The 22,973-nt window shown below is 65.3% G+C and carries 19 protein-coding genes; 10 read left to right on the top strand and 9 right to left on the bottom strand.

Going from position 1 to position 22,973, the window contains the following annotated elements; all coding sequences use genetic code 11:
- Positions 1-14 precede the first annotated feature (14 nt).
- The 4 genes from QX048_RS12730 (at position 15) to QX048_RS12715 (ending at position 7,098) form a co-directional block, all read left to right on the top strand.
- On the top strand, positions 15-1,961 hold the full coding sequence (locus tag QX048_RS12730; RefSeq protein ID WP_316194631.1) for a tetratricopeptide repeat protein: 1,947 nt from the start codon (positions 15-17) through the stop codon (positions 1,959-1,961).
- A 152-nt stretch (positions 1,962-2,113) separates the two neighbouring features.
- Positions 2,114-3,214: an HlyD family secretion protein gene (locus QX048_RS12725; RefSeq protein WP_315715046.1), complete on the top strand. Its 1,101-nt coding sequence runs from the start codon at positions 2,114-2,116 to the stop codon at positions 3,212-3,214.
- Positions 3,215-3,222: 8 nt separating this feature from the next.
- On the top strand, positions 3,223-5,970 hold the full coding sequence (gene rbbA, locus QX048_RS12720; protein ID WP_315715417.1) for a ribosome-associated ATPase/putative transporter RbbA: 2,748 nt from the start codon (positions 3,223-3,225) through the stop codon (positions 5,968-5,970).
- Between the two features lie 3 nt (positions 5,971-5,973).
- Positions 5,974-7,098, top strand: coding sequence for an ABC transporter permease (locus QX048_RS12715; RefSeq protein WP_315715047.1), 1,125 nt, complete (start codon positions 5,974-5,976; stop codon positions 7,096-7,098).
- Positions 7,099-7,179: 81 nt separating this feature from the next.
- Here the strand turns inward: QX048_RS12715 and QX048_RS12710 are convergent, their stop codons facing one another.
- Entirely contained in the window at positions 7,180-8,001 is an 822-nt protein-coding gene (locus QX048_RS12710) for a porin family protein (RefSeq protein ID WP_315715048.1), read from the bottom strand.
- Between the two features lie 331 nt (positions 8,002-8,332).
- On the opposite strand from QX048_RS12710, the gene QX048_RS12705 reads away from it, so the two are divergent.
- Positions 8,333-8,602, top strand: a complete 270-nt coding sequence (locus QX048_RS12705; protein WP_315715049.1) for a hypothetical protein — start codon at positions 8,333-8,335, stop codon at positions 8,600-8,602.
- A 152-nt stretch (positions 8,603-8,754) separates the two neighbouring features.
- On the top strand, positions 8,755-10,116 hold the full coding sequence (locus tag QX048_RS12700) for a UDP-N-acetylglucosamine-peptide N-acetylglucosaminyltransferase (protein WP_315715050.1): 1,362 nt from the start codon (positions 8,755-8,757) through the stop codon (positions 10,114-10,116).
- A gap of 27 nt (positions 10,117-10,143) precedes the next feature.
- On the opposite strand, the gene QX048_RS12695 is transcribed toward QX048_RS12700, so the two are convergent.
- Positions 10,144-10,704 carry a hypothetical protein gene (locus QX048_RS12695; RefSeq protein WP_315715051.1) on the bottom strand — a complete coding sequence of 187 codons (561 nt, stop codon included), beginning with the start codon at positions 10,702-10,704 and terminating at the stop codon, positions 10,144-10,146.
- Positions 10,705-10,794: 90 nt separating this feature from the next.
- Positions 10,795-12,384 carry an ATP-binding protein gene (locus QX048_RS12690; RefSeq protein WP_315715052.1) on the bottom strand — a complete coding sequence of 530 codons (1,590 nt, stop codon included), beginning with the start codon at positions 12,382-12,384 and terminating at the stop codon, positions 10,795-10,797.
- 284 nt (positions 12,385-12,668) lie between these two features.
- Between QX048_RS12690 and QX048_RS12685 the strand changes: the two genes are divergently transcribed.
- The 4 genes from QX048_RS12685 to QX048_RS12670 all read left to right on the top strand — a co-directional run bounded on the left by QX048_RS12685 (position 12,669) and on the right by QX048_RS12670 (position 16,146).
- The gene (locus tag QX048_RS12685) at positions 12,669-13,130 is read left to right on the top strand and encodes a nuclear transport factor 2 family protein (RefSeq protein ID WP_315715053.1); all 462 of its coding nucleotides are present in this window, start codon (positions 12,669-12,671) and stop codon (positions 13,128-13,130) included.
- Positions 13,131-13,143: 13 nt separating this feature from the next.
- Positions 13,144-13,707, top strand: a complete 564-nt coding sequence (locus QX048_RS12680; protein ID WP_315715054.1) for a TetR/AcrR family transcriptional regulator — start codon at positions 13,144-13,146, stop codon at positions 13,705-13,707.
- Positions 13,708-13,840: 133 nt separating this feature from the next.
- Positions 13,841-14,854 carry a formamidase gene (locus QX048_RS12675; protein ID WP_315715055.1) on the top strand — a complete coding sequence of 338 codons (1,014 nt, stop codon included), beginning with the start codon at positions 13,841-13,843 and terminating at the stop codon, positions 14,852-14,854.
- Between the two features lie 95 nt (positions 14,855-14,949).
- Positions 14,950-16,146, top strand: a complete 1,197-nt coding sequence (locus QX048_RS12670) for an acyl-CoA dehydrogenase family protein (protein WP_315715056.1) — start codon at positions 14,950-14,952, stop codon at positions 16,144-16,146.
- Positions 16,147-16,159: 13 nt separating this feature from the next.
- Here QX048_RS12670 and QX048_RS12665 read toward each other — a convergent pair whose 3' ends face one another.
- The 6 genes from QX048_RS12665 to QX048_RS12640 all read right to left on the bottom strand — a co-directional run bounded on the left by QX048_RS12665 (position 16,160) and on the right by QX048_RS12640 (position 22,920).
- The gene (locus QX048_RS12665) at positions 16,160-17,098 is read right to left on the bottom strand and encodes a hypothetical protein (protein ID WP_316200464.1); all 939 of its coding nucleotides are present in this window, start codon (positions 17,096-17,098) and stop codon (positions 16,160-16,162) included.
- Positions 17,099-17,719, bottom strand: a complete 621-nt coding sequence (locus QX048_RS12660; protein ID WP_315715058.1) for a hypothetical protein — start codon at positions 17,717-17,719, stop codon at positions 17,099-17,101.
- 23 nt (positions 17,720-17,742) lie between these two features.
- Positions 17,743-19,029, bottom strand: a complete 1,287-nt coding sequence (locus QX048_RS12655; RefSeq protein WP_315768101.1) for a type II and III secretion system protein family protein — start codon at positions 19,027-19,029, stop codon at positions 17,743-17,745.
- A 62-nt stretch (positions 19,030-19,091) separates the two neighbouring features.
- Entirely contained in the window at positions 19,092-19,712 is a 621-nt protein-coding gene (locus tag QX048_RS12650) for a tetratricopeptide repeat protein (protein WP_315715060.1), read from the bottom strand.
- Between the two features lie 148 nt (positions 19,713-19,860).
- Positions 19,861-21,861: a flagellar biosynthesis protein FlhA gene (locus QX048_RS12645; RefSeq protein ID WP_315715061.1), complete on the bottom strand. Its 2,001-nt coding sequence runs from the start codon at positions 21,859-21,861 to the stop codon at positions 19,861-19,863.
- 69 nt (positions 21,862-21,930) lie between these two features.
- Positions 21,931-22,920 (bottom strand): FHA domain-containing protein, encoded by a 990-nt coding sequence (locus QX048_RS12640; RefSeq protein ID WP_316200465.1) that lies wholly within the window; start codon positions 22,918-22,920, stop codon positions 21,931-21,933.
- Positions 22,921-22,973: the final 53 nt, after the last annotated feature.

Raw genomic sequence — 22,973 nt, 5'->3', positions numbered from 1 at the left:
GCAGAGATCCCCTGATGAAGCACAAGCAGCGCCGGCCTGCCGGCAAGCCTCCGGTCAGATCCGGATCGATGGGCCACACCGATACGCCCGATGCGCTGTGCGCCGCCGCGCTGCGGCTGCTGCGCGCCGGCCGGCTCGCGCAGGCCGAGGATGCGTGCCGCCGCGCGCTGACGCTGGACGCGGCCTCGCTCGACGCGCTGCGTGCGATGGGACAGGTCTGCCTGGCGCTCAAGCGCGTCGATGATGCGATCGAGTGGTTTGCCCGCGCCGTTCGGCAGGACATGTCCGCAGCGGAGTCCTTCGTCGGCTTGGCGCAGGCGCTGCGGGGCTCCGGCCGCGTCGATGAAGCGATCAAGGCCTATGATCGCGCGCTGCAGCTGCAGCCGGACGCGATCGAGAGCTGGGATGCGCTTGGCGAACTGCTGCAACTGAGGCAGCGACACGCCGAGGCGGCGCTGGCCTGTGACCGGCTGCTGCAGCTCGCGCCCGATCGTGCTGCGACCTGGTTTCGTCTCGGCGAGGTGCTCGAAGCCCAGGGCCGGCGTGACGAGGCGGCGCTGGCCTTCGATCAGGTGGCGCAGCTCAAGCCAGATCACGTCGAGGCGGCCAACAAGGCCGGAGCGCTTCATTTCGATGCCGGCCATTACGAGCAGGCCATCTCGCGCTTCGGGCAGTCGCTGGCAGTGATGCCGGATCAGGCGGGTGTGCTGTACCTGAACGGCATCGCGCTGCGGCGGCTGCGCCGCTACCAGGAAGCCGAGACTCTCGGCCATCGCGCGCAGGTGCTGGCGCCCGACAATCCCGACTTCGCCAATGGCTATGGATGCATCCTGCAGAACCTCGGCCGTCACGATGACGCCGTCGCCATGTTCGACAAGGCGATCGCGCTCCGGCCGCAGACCGCGGATTTCCACAATCATCGCGGCACGTCGCTGGCCGAGCTGCATCGCTTTGCAGAGGCGTTCGAAAGCTTCGATCGCGCCGTCGCGCTGAAGCCTGATCTGGCCGATGCGCATTGGAACGCGGCGCTGTTCCGGCTGTTGACCGGCGACTTCGCCCGTGGCTGGGCGGCGCGCGAATGGGGACGAAAATGTCGCGCCGTCGGCTTCGTCGAGCGCAGCTTCGAGGCGCCGCTGTGGCTTGCGGACGCGCCCCTCGCCGGCAAGACGATCCTGCTCCATAGCGACGAGGGGCTCGGCGACACGATCCAGTTTTCGCGCTACGCCGCCCTGGTGGCCGCGCAGGGCGCGCGCGTCGTGTTCGAGGTGGACGCGCCGCTGCAGCCGCTTCTGTCCGGCCTGGACGGCGTGGCGCAGTGCCTTGCCCGCGGCATCGATGCGCTGCCTGCCATCGACTATCACTGCCCGCTGTCGAGCCTGCCGCTCGCCTTCGCCACCCGGCTCGACACCATCCCTGTTGCGCCGTGCTATCTGCCGCGCCCTCCCGAGGCGCGCCGGGCGATCTGGGAACAGCGACTCGGTCCGCATGACCGCTTGCGGGTGGGCCTGGTCTGGTCGGGCAACCCCGCGCATCTCAACGATCACAACCGTTCGATTCCGTTGCCGACGCTCGCGCCGCTGCTCGAGACCGGCGCGCGGTTCGTTAGTCTGCAGAAGGAGCCTCGGCCGTCCGACAAGGCCGCGCTCGCCGCGCGCGACGACATTCTCGATCTCACCGCTGACATCCGTGACTTCGTCGATACGGCGGCGCTGATCGACAATCTCGACCTGGTCATCACCGTCGATACCAGCGTGGCGCATCTGGCCGGCGCGCTGGGCAAGCCGACCTGGATCTTGCTGCCCTTCACGCCGGACTATCGCTGGCTGCTCGGCCGTGACGACAGTCCCTGGTATCCGAGCGTGCGGCTGTTCCGCCAGGACGCGCGACGTGACTATGCCGACGTCGTCGCGCGCGTGCGCGAGGCGCTCGCCGCACAGCTCGCGACGGTCAGCGTGTGCTGAACGTTTGAGCATCAACGACGCCATAACTGAAACGTGATCGGCTGGCTGAGCCGCCGGCACGTGCCGCCCGATGGCGATTGAGCTGCGTCAACGGATTTCTGCGTGCGTATGGCACACGGTACGCCTGCTTCAGCGACGAAGGCGTTTTTGGAATGAATCAGCAGGAATCCGAGCTTGTCAGTGACATCCGGCCTGTTCGGGATGCGCATGCTGCGCCCGGCGCTGTCGTTCCCTCGTCGGCGGTGCCTGTTCCCGTGTCCCATCAGCCGCGGCGCAGGTGGGCGTTGTGGCCGTTTCTGCTGCTCGTGCTCGCCGTCGGGGCAGCCGGTGGTGGCGGCTACGTCTGGTGGCAGCGCCTGCATCCGCCGCTGCCGGTGGGCATCAGCGTCAGCAACGGCCGCATCGAGGCTGACGAGATCGACATCGCGACCAAATATGCCGGGCGCGTTGCCGAGCTGCGCGCCGATATCGGCGATCGCGTCGAGGCCGGGCAGATCGTGGCGCGGATGGACACGAAGGAGCTGCAGCAATCGCTGTCGAAGGCGCAAGCCCAGGCCGAGCAGGCGCAGCACGTCGTCGACCAGGCCCGTGCCAATCTCGCGCAACTGCAGGCGCAGAAGACGCTCGCCGAGCAGGAGATGGAGCGCACCCGCAGCCTGCTGCAGAGCGGCTGGACCACACGCGAGCTGGCCGATCAGCGCCAGCAGGCGCTCGACAATGCGACCGCCGGCCTTGCCGGCGCGCAGGCGCGGATTTTCGAAGCCGAACGCGGGCTCGAAGCGGTTCGTCACGACGTCGCGCTCTACACCGTTCAGATCGCCGACAATTCCTTGATCGCGCCGAAGCCCGGCCGCATTCAATATCGTCTCGCCAATGTCGGCGAAGTTCTCGCCGCCGGCGGCAAGGTCTTCACCATGCTGGACATCGGCTATGTCTACATGGACGTGTTCCTGCCGACCGAGGAGGTCGGCAAGGTCAAGATCGGCACCGAAGCGCGGATCGTGCTCGATGCCTATCCGGATCGTCCGATCCCGGCGAAAGTTGCGTTCGTGGCGAGCCAGGCGCAGTTCACGCCGAAGACGGTCGAGACCCGCAGCGAGCGTGACAAGCTGATGTTTCGCATCCGTGTACGAGTCGATCCGGACAGACTGGCTGCGCATGCCGATGCCGTGAGGAGCGGATTGCCGGGCGTGGCGTATGTCAGGTGGAATCCCGACGTCGCATGGCCGGCGCGTCTGCAAGTCTCGCCATGATGGCCGACATGATCGGCGATGCGTCTCCGGTCGCGATGGTCAGGAACGTCTCGCAGCGCTATCGCGGCGTGATCGCGCTCGACAACGTCTCGATCGACATTCCCGCCGGCCGCGTGGTCGGGCTCATCGGTCCCGATGGCGTCGGCAAGTCGTCGCTGCTGTCGATCCTGGCCGGCGCGCGCGCGATCCAGGACGGGCAGGCGCGCGTGCTCGGGGCCGACATGACGGACCGGCGCGCCCGCACGCAGGTGTGTCCGCGGATCGCCTACATGCCGCAGGGTCTCGGCAAGAATCTCTATCCTGATCTCAGCGTGCGCGAGAACATCGCGTTCTTTGCCCGGCTGTTCGGCCAGTCGAGGTCCGAGCGCGACTGGCGCATCGCCGAGCTGATGGCGGCGACGGCGCTGTCCGATTTCGCCGACCGGCCGGCAAAAAAGCTGTCCGGCGGCATGAAGCAGAAGCTCGGCCTGTGCTGCTCGCTGATCCATGATCCCGATCTGCTCATCCTCGACGAGCCGACCACCGGCGTCGATCCGCTGTCGCGCCGGCAGTTCTGGGACCTGATCGACCGTCTGCGCGCGCGCAGCGCGGCGGGCATGAGCGTCATCGTCGCCACCGCCTATATGGAGGAGGCGGAGCGTTTCGACTGGCTGATCGCGATGAACGACGGGCGCATCCTCGCGACCGGCACGCCGACGGAGCTCAAGGCGCAGACCCACGCGGCGTCGATCGAGGACGCGTTCGTCGCGCTGCTGCCCGACCGGCCGGCGCGCGACCGCGCCGAGATGCCGGCCAAGTCCGAGCTCGACGGCAGCCACGAGACCGTGATCGTCGCGCGCGACCTGACCTGCCGCTTCGGCGATTTCACCGCGGTCGACGGCGTGAACTTCCAGATCCGCAAGGGCGAGATCTTCGGCTTCGTCGGCTCCAACGGCTGCGGCAAGACCACGACGATGAAGATGCTGACGGGGCTGCTGCCTCCCAGCGCCGGCGAGGCGCTGATCTTCGGCCGCTCCATGGAGGCCGGCAATCATGAATCGCGCAGCCGCGTCGGCTACATGTCGCAGGCGTTCTCGCTGTATGGCGAGCTCACCGTGCGGCAGAACCTGGTGCTGCATGCGCGGCTGTTCCATCTGCCGCTGGCCGCTGCCGGGAAGCGGATTGCCGAACTGGTCGAGCGCTGCGACCTCACCGACCATATCGACAGCCTCGCGGCCGATCTTCCCCTCGGCATCCGCCAGCGCCTGTCGCTCGCGGTGGCGATCGTCCACGGACCCGATCTGCTGATCCTGGACGAGCCGACGTCGGGCGTCGATCCGGTCGCGCGCAATCAGTTCTGGCGCCTGCTGATCGAACTTTCGCGTCAAGATGAGATGACGATCTTCGTCTCGACGCATTTCATGAACGAGGCGGCGCGTTGCGACCGGCTGTCGCTGATGCATGAGGGGCGGGTGCTGGCGACCGACACGCCGGACGGCCTGATCCGCGCCAAGGGCGCGCAGACGCTGGAGCAGGCGTTCATCGCCTTCCTCGAGCAGGATGCCGGCGTCGCCGATCCGCCGGTCACGCTGACCCAGGCGCGACCCTATCCACGCCCCGCCGATCGGCCGCGGGACGAGCAACGGCAGGCCGCCGTCAGCCCGCGGCGGCTGCTCGCCTATACGATCCGCGAAGGTCTCGAGCTGATCCGTGACCCGATCCGGCTGATGTTCGCGCTGTTCGGAACGGCGTTCCTGATGATCGTGATCGGCTTCGGCATCTCCACGGACGTCAACAACCTGACCTTCGCCGCGCTCGACCGCGATCAGTCGCCAGAGAGTCGCGCCTATCTGTCGGAGCTCAGAGGCTCGCGCTATTTCGTCGAAAGGCCACCGCTCGCCAACTATGCCGAGCTCGAACGGCGGATGAAGAGCGGCGACATCAAGGCCTCGATCGAGATCCCGCCGAACTTCGGTGTCGACATCAAGCGCGGCCGGCCGGCCTTCGTGTCGGCCTGGATCGACGGCGCGATGCCGTTCCGCGCCGAGACCATCCGAGGCTACCTCGAAGGCACGCATCAGCTCTATCTCTCCGATCCCGCCGTCAAGACGACGCAGCCGTTGCCGGCCTCGCCGGTCAATGTCGAGATCAGGTTCAAGTACAACCAGTCCTTCGACAGCATCTACGCGATGGCCCCAAGCACGATCGCACTGCTGCTCGCGCTGTTTCCGGCCATCCTGATGGCGCTCGCGGTCGTGCGCGAGAAGGAGCTGGGGTCGATCACCAATCTCTATGTCACGCCGGTGACGCGGCTCGAATTCCTGCTTGGCAAGCAGCTGCCTTACATCGCCGTCGCGCTGGTGAATTTCGCGCTGATGTACGTGATGGCGATGGTCCTGTTCCGAGTCCCGCTCAAGGGCGCCTTTCTGCCGCTGATGGTCGGCACCTTGGTCTACGTCGTCACCACGACCGGCTTCGGCATGCTGATCTCGACCTTCTGCCGCACCCAGATCGCGGCCCTGTTCGGGACCGCGATCCTGACCGTGCTGCCGGCCACGCAATTCTCGGGCATGCTGGTCCCGGTGTCGTCGCTGTCCGGCGTGGCCAAGCTGATCGGCATGGTCTTCCCGATGACGTACTACCGCCCGATCGCGGTCGGCACCTTCACCAAGGGGCTGGGCTTTGCCGATGTCGGCGCCGACATCCTGATCCTTTTGATCTTCATTCCCGTCCTGACCGGGTTCAGCCTGGCGATGCTGCCGAAGCAGGAGGCGTGAGCCATGATGCGCTCGCTCTCCAACGTGTTCTGGCTCGGAACCAAGGAGCTGCGTAGCCTGTTCGGCGACGTCGTGCTGATCGGGCTCGTGATCTATTCGTTCACCGTGGCGGTGATCAGCCAGGCGCAGAGCAGTTCGCAGGAGCTGCATCGCGCCTCGATCGCCGTCGTCGACGAGGACAGCTCCGAGCTGTCGCGCCGGATCGCCAGCGTATTCCAGCTGCCTTACTTCCAGCCGCCTGTCTACATCAGCCAAGGCGAGGTGGAGCGGCTCATGAACAGCGGCCGCTTCACGTTCGTGCTCGACATCCCGCCGAATTTCCAGCGTGACGTCCTTGCCGGGCGCAAGCCGTCGGTGCAGGTGAACGTCGATGCGACCGCGATGATCCAGGCGGGAATCGGATCCGGCTATGCGCTGCAGATCATCAATACGGAGGTCGCCTGGTTCGTCGCCCGCTCCGAGACATCCTCGTCCGCCCCGGTCAACCTGGTGACGCGGATCGCGTTCAATCCCAACGTCACGACGGCCTGGTTCGAAGGCGTGATGGGCATCATCAACAGCGTCACCATGCTCGCGATCATCCTGGCCGGCGCGGCGCTGGTGCGTGAGCGCGAACATGGCACCATGGATCATCTGCTGGTCATGCCGCTGTCGCCCTTCGAGATCGCGATGTCGAAGATCTGGGCCAATGCGCTGGTGATCGCGGTCGCCGTCGCCATCGCGCTCTACGCCGTCGTGCGGTGGTATCTGCGCGTGCCCATCATGGGCTCGATCCCGCTGTTCATGGTGGGCACCGTGCTGTATCTGTTCTTCGCGACCGCCGTCGGGCTGTTTCTCGGCACCATCGCGCGGTCGATGCCCCAGCTCGGTCTGCTCTATATCCTCGTCGCCGTGCCGATGAACCTGTTGTCGGGCGGGATGACGCCGGTGGAAAGCCAGCCGGTGTGGCTCGCCACCATCATGAAGGCATCGCCGTCGACGCATTTCGTGTCGTTCGCCCAGTCGATCCTCTATCGCGGCGCCGGCATCGATGTCGTCTGGCCGCAATTCGCAGCGGTGGCCGCGATCGGCGCGGTGGTCCTGGCGTTGACCTTGCGCCGCTTCCGGGCGGCGATCGCGGCGGCCTGAGCCCGCCATCGACCCCAACAAAAAAGCCTCGGCACTGGGCCGAGGCTTTTCCTTGAATGGCGTCGCTATGGATGACGACGATCAGTAGCGCGCGGCCGCCGGGCCGCCAAACTTGTAGTTCACGCCGACCCGGACCGTGTGGAATGAGAAGTCCTGGGACAGGCGCTCGACGTAGTTCGAGCCGGGCGGGGCGAAGGTGCTGCCCGGGACGTAGGCCGAGGTGTAGTTGATGCTGCCGAGGTCGGTGTAGAGATACTCTGCCTTGACGGTCCAGTTCGGTGCGAACGCATGCTCGACACCCGCGCCGACGGTCCAGCCGACCCGGGTCTCGTTGGCCGAGGCGGTCTTGGTGTAGCCGTTTGCCGAGGTCAGATCCCAGCTGCCCTTGACATTGCCGACCGCGAGACCGCCAGTGACGTAGAACAGCGTCGTATCGACCGCGTAACCGGCGCGGCCGCGCAGGGTCATGAACCAGTCGTTCCGGATGCTCTCGTTGAAGGTGCGGGTCGTGGGCGGGTTGGCCGCCGTGTAGACAGTCCGCTTGTTGAGGTCCGATCCGTTGATGTCGGCCTCGATGCCGAAGACGCCGGCGCCGCTCTGCCAGTTGTAGCCGGCCTGGAGACCGCCGAGCACGCCGGCCGGATTGAGCCGGTTGTTGCTGATGTTGACGAACTCATTCTGGAAGGCGGCGCCCTCGACCGCCCAGCTGCTGGTCTGGTCCAGCGTCGTGTTCAAGTTCGACCGGCCCCAGCCGTAGCCGACGCTGCCGCCGAAGTAGAAGCCGGTCCAGTTGTAGATCGCGACCGGAGGGGGAGCCTTGGTGTAGCGGGCCGGCAGATCCGCGGCGAATGCGCCGAGCGAGCTGGCGAGGAGCAAAGAGACGGCTGAGGCAAGGGTTTTCATCGGTCACAATCCTCAATCAAAATCAGCAACATTGAGACAAGCTTTTCTCACAATTCGGCCGATTAGGCTGTAGTTCAACTACAACACTCGTGAGCGTAAGTATCTGTGACGACGTCACTTTCCGCGCGTGTGGTCTTAACCTTAAGTCATTGTAAATCCGACGAGGCGGTCAACTGATACCGAGCCGTTTCGACGAAGCGGACAATCGGCCGCACCGCGTTAGTCAAGGATTCGCCAACCATCCGGGCACGCGGTCTTGCCCGCTAACGATTTCGCAAATCGGGCGCGTGCACCTTCGGCGCGTCCTGGGGGACGGAGAGGGGAGAGCATCATGATGATGAATGGGGAAGCGGTTCTCGAGAACGTGCGGCGCTATCGGACCATCGCCTCCTTGTACCGCCAGACTGCGGCATTTCGCCCACATCAGCGTGACTCGCTGCTGGCGCAGGCGGCCGAATGGGAAAGCCGTGCGGTCGCCGAGCTCGAGGATTATTTCGTCGCTCGCCAGGCACCGTCGCAACCGCCGGCGAACATCAACTACAATATCGGCCATCACGGGGGCTCCTACCGGCCGTCGCACCGGCAGATGGCGGCCGCGTAGTTCTTCGGGCACAGCGCGTCATTCCTGCGGCGCGATCGGCGCCCGAGCGACAGTGAGGGAGTTGTCACAGCGCGTCTCCATTTCATCCGCAGGCCGGGGTCTGGCGCAGGACTTGCTGGGTCTGATGTCAGCTCCGCCATGGATGGACCTGAATGAGATCGCTCGGGCGCGACCGCGGCATGTGTGCCTGGGACGATTTCGCCCGGTCGTCGACCGATGCCCGGCTGTCGCTGGCGCAGGCGCGATCGGGGCAAATTCCGCCATTCCTGCTGCTATCGGTGCCCGGCATGAGCGCCGGCGAGCATCGCCTTTGCTCCGAGCTGTGGACCCGCGACCGGATCGCCGCCAGCAGCGCCGAGCGGGCGCGGCTGGATTTTCGCTTCGATCTGACATTCCGCGACAAGCTTCGTGTCGGATACCTTTCAAACGACTTCCACGACCACGCCACGGCGCATCTGCTGATCGAAGCGCTCGAGGCGCATGACCGCGATCGCTGCGAGCTGCATGCGTTCTCGTTCGGCGCCGACGATCGCGGCGCCATGCGGGGCCGGCTGCACGCCGTCTTCGACGGCTTCCATGATGTGACCGCGCAGAGCGACAGCGCCGCTGCGGCCGCGGTGCATGCCGCGCAGATCGATATTCTGGTTGACCTCAAGGGCTATACGCGCGGCGCCCGGACCGGCATCCTGATGCTGCATCCGGCGCCGGTCCAGGTGAATTTCCTCGGCTATCCCGGGACGCTGGGCGGCGACATCTGCGACTACATCATCACCGATCCGTTCATGACGCCGCTGGCCGTTGCGGGCGATTATTCGGAGAGTTTTGCCTACATGCCGCATTCGTACCAGCCGCACGGCCGGGCGGCGCTGGGCGCGGCGCCGACCCGTGCGGAGGTCGGCCTGCCGGACGCCGGCATCGTGTTCTGCTGCTTCAACCAGGCCTACAAGTTCACGCCCGCGGTGTTCGACCTGTGGTGCCGCCTGCTCGACGCGACGCCGGACAGCGTGCTGTGGCTGCTGGCGTCCGATCGGGCCGAGGGCAATCTGCGCGGCGAGGCGCTTCGGCGCGGCGTGGCGCCCGGTCGCCTGGTGTTCGCGCCGGAAACGACGCAAGGCGAGCATCTGCGCCGGCTCCAGCTCGCCGATCTCGTGCTCGACACCGCGCCCTATGGCGCCCACACCACGGCGAGCGACGCGCTGTGGGCCGGCGTGCCGATCGTGAGCTGCGCCGGGGATACGTTTGCCTCGCGGGTGGCTGGCAGCCTGTTACATGCGGTCGGATGTCCCGAGCTCATTGCATCGGACGAGGCCGACTATCTGGCGGTGGCGCTGACGCTCGCCGCCGAGCCGGATCTGCTGCGGGCGGCCAAGGCCAGGCTCTGGCGCAACCGGCCGGCCGCGCCGCTGTTCGACGCTGCCGCCTATGCCCGGTCGCTGCAGGATCTCTACGACCAGATGTGGCACCGCCGCAGCAGCGGCGGCGCGCCAGGGCCGATCTGGGCGTCGAAGTCTTGAGCAGGGACGAGGCGGGCTTGCTGCGCCTTACTGCGTCGCCATGCGTCCGGCAGCGAGGATCCCGATCAGGGCCGTCAGCGCGCCGACGCTGGTCGCGTTGATTGCGACGGGCGACCCGTAATTGGAGTTGGCGACCTTCATCAGCGGCGCGCCAAGGCGGGCATCGATCAGCAGATAGGACACGAATGGCAGTCCCAACAAAGGCAACGACATCAGGCGCTCCGCTGGCCTGAACAGCAGCGCGCCGAGCAGGGCGCAAGGCAGCAGGAACAGCTCGACGCCGCTCTGCGCGCCGAACAGCTTGACGGAGAACACCGTGTTGGCCGTGCCGGTCAGGACCATCAAGGCGCGGCCGGCGAACGGATTGCGCCGCGCGAGCATCGGCACGCTGGCGAACAATGGCGTCGTGAGCAGCGTCAGCCAGGCCGGCCACGCCGCCGCGCCCACGATGGCATGGAGATAGAGCGGATAGAACGGCTGGTTGGAGACGATGATCAGCGCGACCTTGGCGGCGATGTCGGACTGCGGGTCATCGGCCGACGCATAGGCCTGCACGGCGGCCAGCCCGCGTGAAAACATCTCAGCCATTCAAGTCCCTCAGCTCCGCAAGAAGGTGCGCATCACCGGCCCGGAAACGCGCGCGCCTGCAGGCCGGATCATGCGTCGCGCATCGCACGGTCAAGAGTTCAGGGCGGTCCGCAGCATGCGTGCGAGATCGGCGCTCTGATACGGCTTGGTGAGCAGCAGCACACCGGCATCGAGGCGGCCGTGGTGAACGATCGCGTTCTCCGTATAGCCCGACGTGTACAGCACCTTGAGGCTGGGACGCCGCTTCAGCGCCTCGATCGCGAGCTGGCGGCCGTTCATTCCGCCGGGCATGATGATGTCGGTGAACAAAAGATCGATCCGCGTCGCGCTGTCGATCAGCGCCAGCGCCTCGTCGGCCTTGCTAGCCGCGAGCGTCGTGTAACCGAGCCGCTTGATCTGGGCGATGACATATTCGCGCACCAGCGAATCGTCCTCGACGATCAGGATCGTCTCGTCGCCGCGCTCCATGCCCTCGGCGCCGATGGTCGACAGTGCCGCATCGGCATCGGCATTGGCCTGCGGCAGGTACAGCTTGACCGAGGTTCCGTGCCCCGGCTCGCTGTAGATCTTGATGTGACCGTTGGACTGCTTGACGAAGCCGTAGACCATGCTGAGGCCGAGGCCGACGCCCTTGCCGACGTCCTTGGTGGTGAAGAACGGCTCGAACACCTTGTCGAGCAGGTTGGCGGGAATGCCCTCGCCGGTGTCGCTGACCGCGATCATCACGTAGTTGCCGGGGATCACCTCCGGGTTCATGCGCGCATAGGCGGCGTCGAGCAGCACGTTCTTGGTTTCCAGCGTGAGCTTGCCGCCGTTCGGCATGGCATCGCGCGCGTTGAGCGCGAGGTTCAGGATCGCGGTCGACAGCTGGCTGGGGTCGATCATCGCCGGCGCCGAATCGTGCGCCAGCATGGATTCGATCTCGATCTGCTCGCCGAGCGTCCGGCGCAGCAGGCGCGCGGTGTCGACCACCATGCCGTTGATGTCGACGCTGCGCGGCTGCAGCGGCTGGCGGCGGGCGAACGCCAACAGGTGCTTCGTCAGGTCGGCGCCGCGCGCCGCCGCCGAGTTGATCAGGCTGGTGATCTGCACCAGCTGCGGCCGGTCCTTGACCGCCTCGGCCAGGATCTCGATGGTGCCGGTGATCACGGTGAGGATGTTGTTGAAGTCGTGGGCGACGCCGCCGGTGAGCTGGCCGATCGCCTCCATCTTCTGCGCCTGCCGCACCTGCGCCTCCGTGGCCTCGATCTCCTGGAACCGCCGGACCATGGCTTCCGCACTGCGCCGCTGCCGCGTCTCCTCCTCGAGTTGCGCATAGGCGTTCCGCAGCTCGGCGCGGGACGGCATCGTCAGCACCCGCGGCAGCAGCAGCAACAGCGCGGCGGCGATGCCGACCGACAGGAAGGCCAGGAAGCCCTTGGTGGCCGCCTCCAGGCTGTAGGCCGGAACCCAGATCGTGAGCACCTCGATCAGCCGTGTCAGCCCGCAGACGGACACCCACAGCGCGAAGGCCCAGAAGATGTAGCTGAACTGAAAGTCGCGGCGGCGATAGACGATGAAGGCGAGCACGAACGCGATGGTGAAGAAGGCGAAGGAGATGAGGATGTCGGACACCGTGTTCACCCAGATCAGCTCAGGTGTCCACAGCAGGCACTCGCCATGCGGCGTGAGCATCGACATGTCCGATATCCCCAAAAGTGTGGCCGACGGACCGTGTCGCCCCCGCGGCGCGGTCGGTTCCCTTAGCAGATCATCGAATTTCCGTTGAGCACACAAGGGTCCTGACTGTCGCGACGCGCACATTTGGTAGAGGGGCACCGCAGGGATAGTAGGCCCTCGCGCGTCGACGCGGATTGCGCACGGCCGAGCCTGTGCCTGGAGCTCCGCTCGACATCTGAGGCTTGACGATGTGTACCGATCGGTATAGTCTATACTATACAGTACAGTACACAAGGAGATGTCCCGTGAGCTCTCTCGCCCCGCCGTTCACGCTGCAGACAGCCACCCAGAAGGTGCGCATGGCCGAGGATGGCTGGAACAGCCGCGACCCCGAGCGCGTGTCGCTGGTCTACACCCCCGACAGCCGGTGGCGGAATCGGGCCGAGTTCATCACCGGCCGCGCCGAGATCGTCGCCTTCCTCTCCCGCAAATGGGCCAAGGAGCTCGACTACCGCCTGATCAAGGAGATCTGGGCCCACAGCGATGACCGGATCGCGGTGCGCTTCGCCTATGAGTGGCACGACGACAGCGGCAACTGGTTTCGCTCCTACGGCAACGAGAACTGGGAGTTCGACGCGCAGGGGCTGATGCAGCGCCGTTACGCCTGCATCAATGACCTGCCGATCAAGGCGGTCGATCGCAAATTCCACTGGCCTCTCGGGCGCCGGCCGGACGATCATCCCGGACTGACCGACTTGGGACTTTGACGCAGGGAGAGCCATGCGGACGCTCAACGAGCGCGCCGACGTCATCCCGCTGATTGCCGAGGTGTTCCGCGAGTTCGGCTTCGAGGGCACCTCGCTCAGCCGGATCACCGAGATGACGGGATTGGGCAAAGGCAGCCTCTATCACTTCTTTCCAGGCGGGAAGGACGAGATGGGGCGGGCGGTGCTGGCGCATGTCGACGCCTGGTTCGAGCGCGAGATCTATGCGCCGCTGCGCGATGATCCGCCGGAGCAGTCGATCGCGCGGATGTGGCGTGGCGTCGACGACTACTTCCGTTCCGGCCGACGCGTCTGCCTCGTCGGGGCGTTCGCGCTCGACGAGACGCGGGATCGCTTCGCCGCCGCCATCGCCAGCTACTTCACACGCTGGATCGAGGCCTTGCGCGATGCGCTGATCCGCGACGGCTGGCCGGCGGCACAGGCCGCCGACGGCGCCGAGGAGGTGGTGCTCGGCATCCAGGGTGCACTGGTGCTGGCGCGCGCAACCGGTGAGGCGGCCGTTTTCGGCCGCGCGCTGACGCGGTTCCAAGCGCGCCTGCAACGATCATCCGTCGTCTGACTCTCGAAACGCCGGCGACCGCTGCCTCAGCAAGCGGCAAATGGCGGGCTGAAATATCGGCGCGCGGCTCTCGTGAAATCGTGGTTGTCTCGAGCAACGTCTCGAGCAGTGGCGACATCCAGGGAGGTCCGGCATGAACGGGTTAGGCGGTCTCAATAAATCCGACAACGGCGTGGTCATCGGCCTGGTGCAGCTGCAGCTGCCGGTCGTTGTGACCAAGGACGACCTCGCGCGGCAGACCGAGAAGATCGTCTGGATGGTCGGCAAGGCCCGGCGGAATCTCGGCACCATGGATCTCGTGGTGTTCCCGGAATACTCGCTACACGGGCTGTCGATGGACACCAATCCCGAGATCATGTGCCGGCTCGACGGGCCGGAGGTCGCCGCGTTCAGGCAGGCCTGCATCGACAACAAGATCTGGGGCTGCTTCTCGATCATGGAGCACAACCCCGACGGCAACCCCTACAATTCGGGTCTGATCATCGACGACCGCGGCGACATCAAGCTGTATTACCGGAAGCTGCATCCGTGGATTCCGGTCGAGCCGTGGGAGCCCGGCGATCTCGGCATACCCGTGATCGAGGGACCGCGCGGCGCCAAGATCGCGCTCATCATCTGCCATGACGGCATGTTCCCGGAGATGGCGCGGGAATGCGCCTACAAGGGCGCCGAAATCATGATCCGCACCGCCGGCTACACCGCGCCGATCCGCGACAGCTGGCGCTTCACCAATCAGGCCAATGCGTTCCAGAACCTGATGGTGACGGCCAATGTCTGCATGTGCGGCTCCGACGGCTCGTTCGATTCGATGGGCGAGGGCATGATCGTCAATTTCGACGGCAGCATCATCGCGCACGGCACGACGGGGCGCGCCGACGAGATCATCACCGCCGAGGTGCGCCCCGATCTCGTGCGCGAGGCTCGCATCAACTGGGGCGTCGAGAACAACATCTACCAGCTCTGGCACCGCGGCTATGTCGCGGTGAAAGGCGGCGCGATGGATTGTCCCTACACCTTCATGCACGACATGGTCGCCGGCACCTACCGGCTGCCGTGGGAGGACCAGGTCAAGGTCACCGACGGCACCTCCTGCGGCTTCCCGGCCCCGACACGCGCCTTCGGCAAGCTCGGCAGGGCGGCGGAGTGAGCGAATGCGGCGGCGCGCCCGGCCGCCGCAAGCTTGACAGATCGATCCTCCGCCAATTATTTTATACTTAAAATAATTGGCGGACAGGTCTTGTCATGAGTGTTTCGGCGAAGGTGATCCCCCGCGACTGGCTCGACTGGCCGTTCTTCGAGTCGCGTCACCGCGCTCTGTGCGACCAGCTCGACCGCTTCGTCGGCTCGGGCGTTCTCGACGACGTCGATCACGGCGATGTCGACACCGCCTGCCGCAAGATCGTTCGCGCGCTTGGTGCCGCAGGCTTGCTCGACAGCGCCGTCGTGGCGCCCGACGCGGATGCCGGCGCGATCGACTCACGCGCGATCTGCCTGTCGCGCGAGACGCTCGCTTATGCCGACGGTTTGGCCGATTTCGCCTTCGCCATGCAGGGACTGGGCTCCGGCGCCATCGCGCTCGGCGGCTCGCCGGAGCTGCGCGCCAGTGTGCTGCCCAAGGTGCGCGCCGGCGAATGGCTCGCGGCCTTCGCGCTGTCGGAGAAGGAGGCGGGCTCCGATGTCGCCGCGATGGCCTGCGCGGCGCGGCTGGACGGCGATACTTACGTGCTCGATGGCGAGAAGACCTGGATTTCCAACGGCGGCATCGCCGACGTCTACACGCTGTTCGCCCGCACCGGCGAGGCGCCCGGCGCGCGCGGCATCTCCGCCTTCGTCGTGTTTCCCGACGATCCGGGGTTCTCCGTGGCCGAGCGCATCGAGGTGATCGCACCGCATCCCCTGGCGACGCTCCGCCTGCAGAATTGCCGCATCCCGGCCAACCGCCGGCTCGGCGCGCCCGGCGGCGGCTTCAAGCTGGCGATGCAGACGCTCGACATCTTCCGCGCCTCGGTGGCGGCCGCCGCCCTCGGCTTCGGCCGTCGCGCGCTCGACGAGGCGCAGGCGCATGCGCAGAGCCGCAAGATGTTCGGCGCCACGTTGTCGGACTTGCAGATGACGCAGGCGGCGTTCGGCGAGATGGCGACCGAGACCGATGCCGCCGCGCTCCTGACCTACCGCGCGGCCTGGCGCCGCGACGTGCAGAAGCTGCCGACCACGCGCGAGGCCGCGATGGCCAAGCTCACGGCCACCGAGACCGCCCAGCGCGTCATCGACCGTGCCGTGCAGATGTTCGGCGGCCGCGGCGTCCGCAAGGGTGAGATCGTGGAGAGCCTCTACCGCGAGATCCGCGCGCTGCGCATCTATGAAGGCGCGACCGAAGTGCAGAAGCTGATCGTCGCGCGCGAGTTCCTGAAGTCGCGGGCCGGCGTGGTGCGCGGCTGAGGCGCGCTGCGCGTCAGGCCCGCAGACGCAAGGGCGCCTGCCAGCCGGGATCTCTGTCGCACGCAGCCTCGCCCATGGTCACGCGGCGGCCTCGGTCGTCACGCAGCAGTTGGATTTCGATCTCGTCGAAGGCGAACCGGGCGATCACCTGCAATGGGGCGACCACCCGTTTTCCGAACGTCCACGGATCGGAGTTTCCGCGCGGCATGGGAAACGCGAAAGGACGCGAGGGGATGCGGAAGAGAAGGCGGCCATCCCAGGACTCGCGATCGCGCAGCTCAGGTTGCCGCATGCCGACGTGACTCAGATAGGCTTGGCAGGCCTGCTCTCGTAGCGAGATGGTCACCCTGAAGCCCGTGAAGTCGATGTCGCCGCGCATGTACTGATCGTAGACCAGTGCCTCCTTCACCTCGACGCTGCCCAGTGAGCTGCCGCTCTCGTCCGGCCGGAAAGAGAAGAAGCGGTCCGAACACATGTGATCGTAAGGGACGATCTCCTGGCGCGGCGGTCGCTGCGCCAAAGCCCGATCCAGGCCGCTGCAAAAGCCGATGTCATCAATGTCGCCGCGGACAGGCTCGAAAAAGAGTCCTTTGGGGGGGGGAGCGACGTCTTCGTGCAGCGAACTCGAAGAGACCGAGGGAGAGAGCGACTTAGCCGCGTAATCCAACACGTACAACTTGATAGCTGAGCCAGCGCGCCGTGACGCTGCGACGTCGAGATCCGCTGTCTCGAACCCGACCGCGTCTTCAAGTGGAAGTCGGAGGCGTACCTCCTCTGGATACTTCGCCCCCGACCTCTTTCGCAGGAAAATATTAGAGCTCTCCGAGGGCTTGCGATCAAGAAATCTGCGGATCAACGGCACCATCGCTTCCGCTTTATCCTTGAGCAACGTGCGACGCTGAAGTTTCTCCAGGTCGGAATGGCGACTGGCTGAGCTCTCCGGCTTGAACAATCATTGCGCGGGATGAGCCGTGGTCTGCGGGTGGTCCTCGCCGGTTGGTTCGGCACGGGTTGGTTGCTCCCCGCGCAAATTCGCGACCGCGCGGGTGGCCGGTTCCCCTTCCGCGCGGCTACGTCCTTTTCCGGCTTGAAGATCCTCCGGATCCGCAACCATGCCGCCAAAGGCCGCAGCCGTGCTGCAGCCGAGGGCCGGATCGGCAGCATTGTCGGCGAAGATGCCGCGATTGAAGCCATCCGACAGATGGCAGCGAACGGAGCTGATGAGCAGGCGATCGATGTGTACACGCGTCGCGTGGTGCATTGCCGAGGCAACGTCGTGCCTGACGCGGGAGCGATCCACGCCGGCTCGGATGATGGAATGCTCGATCGCCGCCGTGCATGGCCCCGGCGGTCCTTCGATCCAGGCACGGACGCTTTCAGGGCGGCCATTCGCCGTCGCGGCCACGAAGTGTTCGACGCCGGAACTCGCCGCAGAACAGCGTCCTGCAGGTACATCGTAGACGTAATGAACGGTCTCACCTACGAGCTGCGGTGGCGGTGCCGTCCGGTCCACAGCGCAGCCTGCAGCCAGCACCGCGAGGGCGATGGCGAGGCCGCTTCTGATCGGTGCCATGTTTATCGCTCCTTGGAGGACCGTCATTCGATCAGGAAGCCGGCATCGCCACGCAATCTCCGGCCCGGCACCGGCACCTCAATCGGGCCTGCCCCGGGGCGGGTCGTTCCAAGACGGCCGAATATGATGCGCTCGAGCTCGGAAGGCGGCCCGACGAAGTCGGTCGGGACCGGTATGCGTGCCGATTCGCCGATCGGGCGAACGATTGTCGGCGTGACGATGATGATCAGTTCGGATTCGTTCTTCCGGAACTGTGTCGACCTGAACAGAGCCCCCAGTACCGGTAGGTCGCCCAGCCCCGGCAACATGTCCAGGCCGGTATTGAACTTGTTCTGCAGCAGTCCGGCGATTATGAAGCTCTCCCCGCTGCCGAGCTCGACTGTGGTCTCCGCCCGCCGGGTAATCAGGCTCGGGACGCGGGCGCCGTTCATGATCAGGGCGCCTTCGTTCGAGAGCTCGCTGACCTCGGGCTTGACCTGCAGGTTGACCAGACGATCGGAGAGCACCGTCGGTGTGAACTCCAGTCCCACGCCGTAGCGACGAAAGTCGATCGAGATGCGGTCCAGCCCTTGGGCGACGGGGATCGGAAATTCGCCGCCTGCCAGGAAGTTCGCCTTCTGACCCGAAACAGCGGTGAGCGTCGGTTCTGCCAGGATTGAAACCAGTCCCTCCTGAGCGAGCGCATCCACGATGGCAGTCACGCTGTAGCTGCCGTTTGCCGGCGTATTGATCCTCCCTGAGGCCGCCGACGAGAGCCCAAAGCTGAAGCCACCGGCCGAGCCTGCGGCCTCCCAGTTGACGCCGAGTTGCTTCACCGCGTTGCGCGAGACCTCGGCAATACGGACCCGCAGGTTCACCTGCGTGCTACCGCCGATCTTCAACTGATTGAGCAGCACCTCGTCCTCGCCGAGGAACTGCGCGCAGGTGGAGCGGACCTTCTCGGCGATGTCGGCGTTGGGCACCAGCCCGCTCAGCACCGCGCCGCGCGGCGTCCGCGACAGCCTGACGTCGAGGTCTGCGAATTGAGCTCGCAGCAGCTGCCGTAGATCACTCTCGTCATAGGCAATCGCAATCCGGAACGTCGCGACGGTCGCGCCGGAATCGTCGAGCGCGAAGAGCGTCGTACGGCCGGGCTTTTTGCCGAAAACGAAGACGCGGTTGGCGGCCGCGACCTGGACGTCCGCAACAGCCGGCTCGGCGACGAAGACCTTGGAAGCCGGACGGGGCAAGGTCAGCATCTCGCCCTGAGACGCGTAGATCCGCACCTGTTGCCGCGCATTGGATGATGCCGGCGCGCAATGAACCAGCATCGTAAGGATCACCACGATCGAGGTCAGCCAGGCGGATGGCGAAATTCGAAACGGTCCCATCGTCAGCGCCGCATCGCCGAGAGCATCTCGAGATTGAGCCTCACGTCCTCTTCCCGAAGGTCGACCCGCGCAAGCTTGGCGGCGCCATCGCGATCTCCGCTCAGCGCCATAGCGATCACGAGGTTCTGGCGTGCACGAGGCGAGGCGCTCTCACCGAGCGCGATCGGCCGCAGAACCGTCATCGCGTCGGCGTACCGGCCCGTCAAGGTAAGCGACAGTCCCAGATTGTTGCTTGCGATCATGTCGGCGGGAGCGATTGCGAGCACCTGACGATAGGCTGTCTGAGCTTCGTCATGGCGGCCGAGCATGTCGAGAGCCACTCCGAGGCCGTTGAGCGCCGGAATGTTCTCGGGGTCCGAGGTGAGCACGCTGGTGAAGATTGCCAGGGCGGGCTCGGCTTGATGTCTGGCGAGCTCGCTTCGCGCTTTTCTGATTCGATCGTCCTTGTCTTCCATCCCGGCGACTTGGTTGGCGGGAGCTGCTGCGGCTGCCGTGGAGGCCGGGAGATTGCGACCCTCGACCGAGGCGCGTGCGGTCGTGGGCGTCGGCACCGGTCCGCCAATGTCTGGGGTCAGCGACGAACAGGCGCAGAGCAGACCGGCGATGCTGCCAGCCAGCGCCATTCGCCTGCAAACACCGGCACTCGGTGTCAGATGGTTGTTGAACACGGTTTCCCGGCCTTCAGAGCTACGCATGTACTTCCTACGGATATTGCACTGTCTTATAGTTCAAGTCTCGAAACCTCGCAGGTGTCGTCGCGGGTTGACTGGTTCATTGCATCGCCGAGATCGGGGAAGGTTCAGCCTGCTCGCGTGATTCATCCAATCCAAGGACGGCGATCGGCTCGACCCGAAAGTCCTTTGAGATTTCCTGATAGGAGAGCACGACCACATTGAGACCGGACGGCGCAAGCAGCGTCCAGACCACCCGGCGCAGGTCGGCGGAGGCCAGTACAATACTCGGCGATGCGGCAAGATGATCGACGTCGGCAAGCTGCCGGGTCAACGCATCAAGCAGGCGCGTGCTGACGGCAGGATCGAGAGACGTCTGAGCGTTTTCATCGAGGGCGTGCACGGCCGTTCGGATCGCTTCCTCTGTCTGTCGATCAAGCACGAAGCAGCGCAAGGTCCGATCAAAGCCTGAGCTTTCGAAGCAGATCTGTCGGCGCAGCGCCAGCCGCACGTGCTCGACCAGCATGACGCTGCTCTGCTCCCGCATTCCCCACTCGGCCAGCGTCTCAAGAATCAGCCGCAGATTGCGGATGGAGACCCGCTCGTCGAGCAGCCGGCGAAGGACATCGGTGATGCGCTGTGTAGGGACCACACGCAAGGCCTCGCGCACCAAGTCGGCGTAGTCAGCCTCTAACTGGTTGAGCAGGCGCTTGGTCTCCTGTATGCCGAGGAACTCCGGCGCATAGCGGACAAGAACGCGCCGCAGCTCGGCATCGACTGCGGAGATGGCCGGTCCCCCCGCCGTTCGGGTTGCCGGCTGATCCAGTTCACCGGACGAGAGCAGAAGAGGCACGCCATGCAGCTCGATCCTGAAATGACCGGGCGCCAGGGCGCTGCTTTCGTCGACTGCCGCCCCTGGACAGGCGCATCCGAGCCAGTCTGCCACGTCCTGTCGCGTCCGCCTGATCCGATCATGAATGCCGGCTCTCCGCAGTTCATCGCACAAGGCGGCTTCCGCGAGGATCATGATCGGTGCAGACTTGGCCGCCGGGATAGCGATCCGCGAACTTCTCGCGGGCTCTGACGGGTCGGACGGTTGCGCCGTGCCGGAGGTTCGTTGTGATCGCCGTCGAGCCAAGAGCATCGCAACGCCGGAGCCGCCGAACACGGTGGCCATAAAAAGGAAAATCGGCGCCGGAAAACCCGGTACGAACGCCAGCCCGAGCATCATGAGACCGGCCAGCTGCAGGGATTGCGGCTGCGACGTGATCTGCTCCATGATCTCGGAACCAAGATTGCTCGGCGCTTCTGTCGCAACCCGGGTCACGACCGTTCCCGCCGCCATCGACACGAACAGCGCCGGGACTTGGGAGACCAAGCCGTCGCCGATCGTCAACAACGAGTAGAGCTGGATCGCTTCGCTGATACGCAGCCTGTGCTGCACGGTGCCGACAACGATGCCGCCAACGAGGTTGACGGCGATGATAATGAGACCGGCGATCGCATCACCTTTGACGAACTTCATGGCGCCGTCCATCGCTCCGTAGAGCTGGCTCTCGCGCTCCAGCCGGCGTCGGCGGCGCCGGGCCTCGGCCTGGTTGATGTCGCCGTTGCGAAGGTCGGCATCGATGCTCATCTGCTTACCCGGCAGTGCATCGAGCGTGAATCGGGCAGCAACTTCGGCGACCCGTTCAGATCCTTTGGTGATAACGACGAACTGGACGATCGTGATGATCAGGAACACCACGAGCCCAACCACGACATTGCTGGAAACGACGAACTCGCCAAAGGTCTGAACGATGGACCCGGCATCGGCCTGGCTGAGCACTAGGCGCGTAATGGTGATGGAAATCGAGAGCCGGAACACCGTGGATATGAGAATGATTGCCGGAAGTGCGGAGAATTCGACCGCGGCGTTCAAGTAGAACGCCACCATCAGCAGCAGAATCGACGCGCCGATGTTGACGGACACCATGACGTCGACGAGCGCCGTCGGAATCGGCAGGATCATCGCCATGATCGTGGTGACGATCAGGATGACGACGAGAAGCTCGCGCTTGTCGTTCGACCAGCGGGTCAAGCTCTCGACAATGGCCGTCATAGTCTGCGGTTCCATCCAAGCGGGATCGAAACCTTCGTCACATTGATCGAAACGCAGAGCGGCATGGTCTTACAAGCTCACGGCGAGCAGGTCTGCGCCGCGACGCAATACGACCCGGTCTTGTTCGATTCGATCGACGATCCACCCTTCGCTGATAACGGCGCCTGCGAACAGCTTCTGACCGCGTCCATCAATGACATACGGCCCATTTCCGGCCCAAATCGCCTGAACGGTCAAAGGGGCGCTACGCTTTACAGATTTCGCCTCGACCTGGCTCGTCAACACGATGGCAATGCCGAACGTGCCGTCGAACCATCGCTCAATGTCGCGCCACCTGCCTAACGCCGCGGGTTCAATGTTTCCTCTCGCCGTGATGGCGTTTGAGTCGCTGACAATCTCGACGGTCGTGAGGCCCGCAGTTAGCAATCGCTGGCGCAGCGCGTCCGCCGCGCTGTTCAAATCCGCCACCGGCGCGCCGGGCTCCGCGCCGGCCCGTCCCGTTCTGTCCTGGCCGGGCAGTCGTGCGGGGGTAAGGGTGGGGGCGGGCGAATTGGGCGCGTGCCTGCTCGGATATTTTGTCGAACAGTCGGAGTCGCAGCGGGGGGATCTCAGCCGCTCAGCTGTGGCATAGCCGCCATCGCCGGGCACCTTGTCCGCACCAGCGGGAAATCCCTGCAGAAGCAGGGCTAGACAGACCAGGATCGCGGCGGTGCCGAGTCCATACCTCAAGAAGGTATAGCGGGTTGTTCTGCGCTTGCGGGTGCAGCGGAGCTGAATTCCATTCAGAACGACATCGGCCGGATAACGACTGAACCGTGCTTCTCCGGCACCGAGCAGGGTGCCGTTCAGCAGAACATTATCTGCGGTGCCTTCGATTTCGCAACAGTCCGCCTCTAGCGCGAACCGCGCGTGCAAAGGAGCCAGACAGTCATCCATGAGAACGACATCGGCGTCCATCGAGTGACCCACCAGATAGGTCCCGGAGTCGAGTTCTTGCCGGACCCCGGCATGAAGGCCCGATCGGATCGTGAGTTCGAATGGGGACGGTGATGCCGGCATTCTCTGCCTCTCCATCAGGACCTAGCAGCCATGTTGGCAGCGGAGCGCTCGGT

The organism is Bradyrhizobium sp. SZCCHNS30572 (genome assembly GCF_032484415.1).
Lineage (GTDB): Bacteria > Pseudomonadota > Alphaproteobacteria > Rhizobiales > Xanthobacteraceae > Bradyrhizobium.
Note: the sequence above shows the minus strand (reverse complement) of the source record. Positions and strands in the feature narration are given on the sequence as shown.

Excerpts from the sequence above, each read along its gene's own strand:
- QX048_RS12690 (WP_315715052.1), bottom strand. The coding sequence starts at position 12,384 with ATGTCGATGCTCACGCCGCATGGCGAGTGCCTGCTGTGGACACCTGAG.
- QX048_RS12715 (WP_315715047.1), top strand. The coding sequence starts at position 5,974 with ATGATGCGCTCGCTCTCCAACGTGTTCTGGCTCGGAACCAAGGAGCTG.
- QX048_RS12680 (WP_315715054.1), top strand. The coding sequence starts at position 13,144 with ATGCGGACGCTCAACGAGCGCGCCGACGTCATCCCGCTGATTGCCGAG.
- QX048_RS12725 (WP_315715046.1), top strand. The coding sequence starts at position 2,114 with ATGAATCAGCAGGAATCCGAGCTTGTCAGTGACATCCGGCCTGTTCGG.
- QX048_RS12655 (WP_315768101.1), bottom strand. The coding sequence starts at position 19,029 with ATGCTGGTTCATTGCGCGCCGGCATCATCCAATGCGCGGCAACAGGTG.
- QX048_RS12710 (WP_315715048.1), bottom strand. The coding sequence starts at position 8,001 with ATGAAAACCCTTGCCTCAGCCGTCTCTTTGCTCCTCGCCAGCTCGCTC.
- QX048_RS12640 (WP_316200465.1), bottom strand. The coding sequence starts at position 22,920 with ATGCCGGCATCACCGTCCCCATTCGAACTCACGATCCGATCGGGCCTT.
- QX048_RS12700 (WP_315715050.1), top strand. The coding sequence starts at position 8,755 with ATGAGATCGCTCGGGCGCGACCGCGGCATGTGTGCCTGGGACGATTTC.
- QX048_RS12645 (WP_315715061.1), bottom strand. The coding sequence starts at position 21,861 with ATGACGGCCATTGTCGAGAGCTTGACCCGCTGGTCGAACGACAAGCGC.
- QX048_RS12670 (WP_315715056.1), top strand. The coding sequence starts at position 14,950 with ATGAGTGTTTCGGCGAAGGTGATCCCCCGCGACTGGCTCGACTGGCCG.
- QX048_RS12730 (WP_316194631.1), top strand. The coding sequence starts at position 15 with ATGAAGCACAAGCAGCGCCGGCCTGCCGGCAAGCCTCCGGTCAGATCC.
- QX048_RS12705 (WP_315715049.1), top strand. The coding sequence starts at position 8,333 with ATGATGATGAATGGGGAAGCGGTTCTCGAGAACGTGCGGCGCTATCGG.
- QX048_RS12675 (WP_315715055.1), top strand. The coding sequence starts at position 13,841 with ATGAACGGGTTAGGCGGTCTCAATAAATCCGACAACGGCGTGGTCATC.
- rbbA (WP_315715417.1), top strand. The coding sequence starts at position 3,223 with ATGATCGGCGATGCGTCTCCGGTCGCGATGGTCAGGAACGTCTCGCAG.
- QX048_RS12695 (WP_315715051.1), bottom strand. The coding sequence starts at position 10,704 with ATGGCTGAGATGTTTTCACGCGGGCTGGCCGCCGTGCAGGCCTATGCG.
- QX048_RS12660 (WP_315715058.1), bottom strand. The coding sequence starts at position 17,719 with ATGGCACCGATCAGAAGCGGCCTCGCCATCGCCCTCGCGGTGCTGGCT.
- QX048_RS12650 (WP_315715060.1), bottom strand. The coding sequence starts at position 19,712 with ATGGCGCTGGCTGGCAGCATCGCCGGTCTGCTCTGCGCCTGTTCGTCG.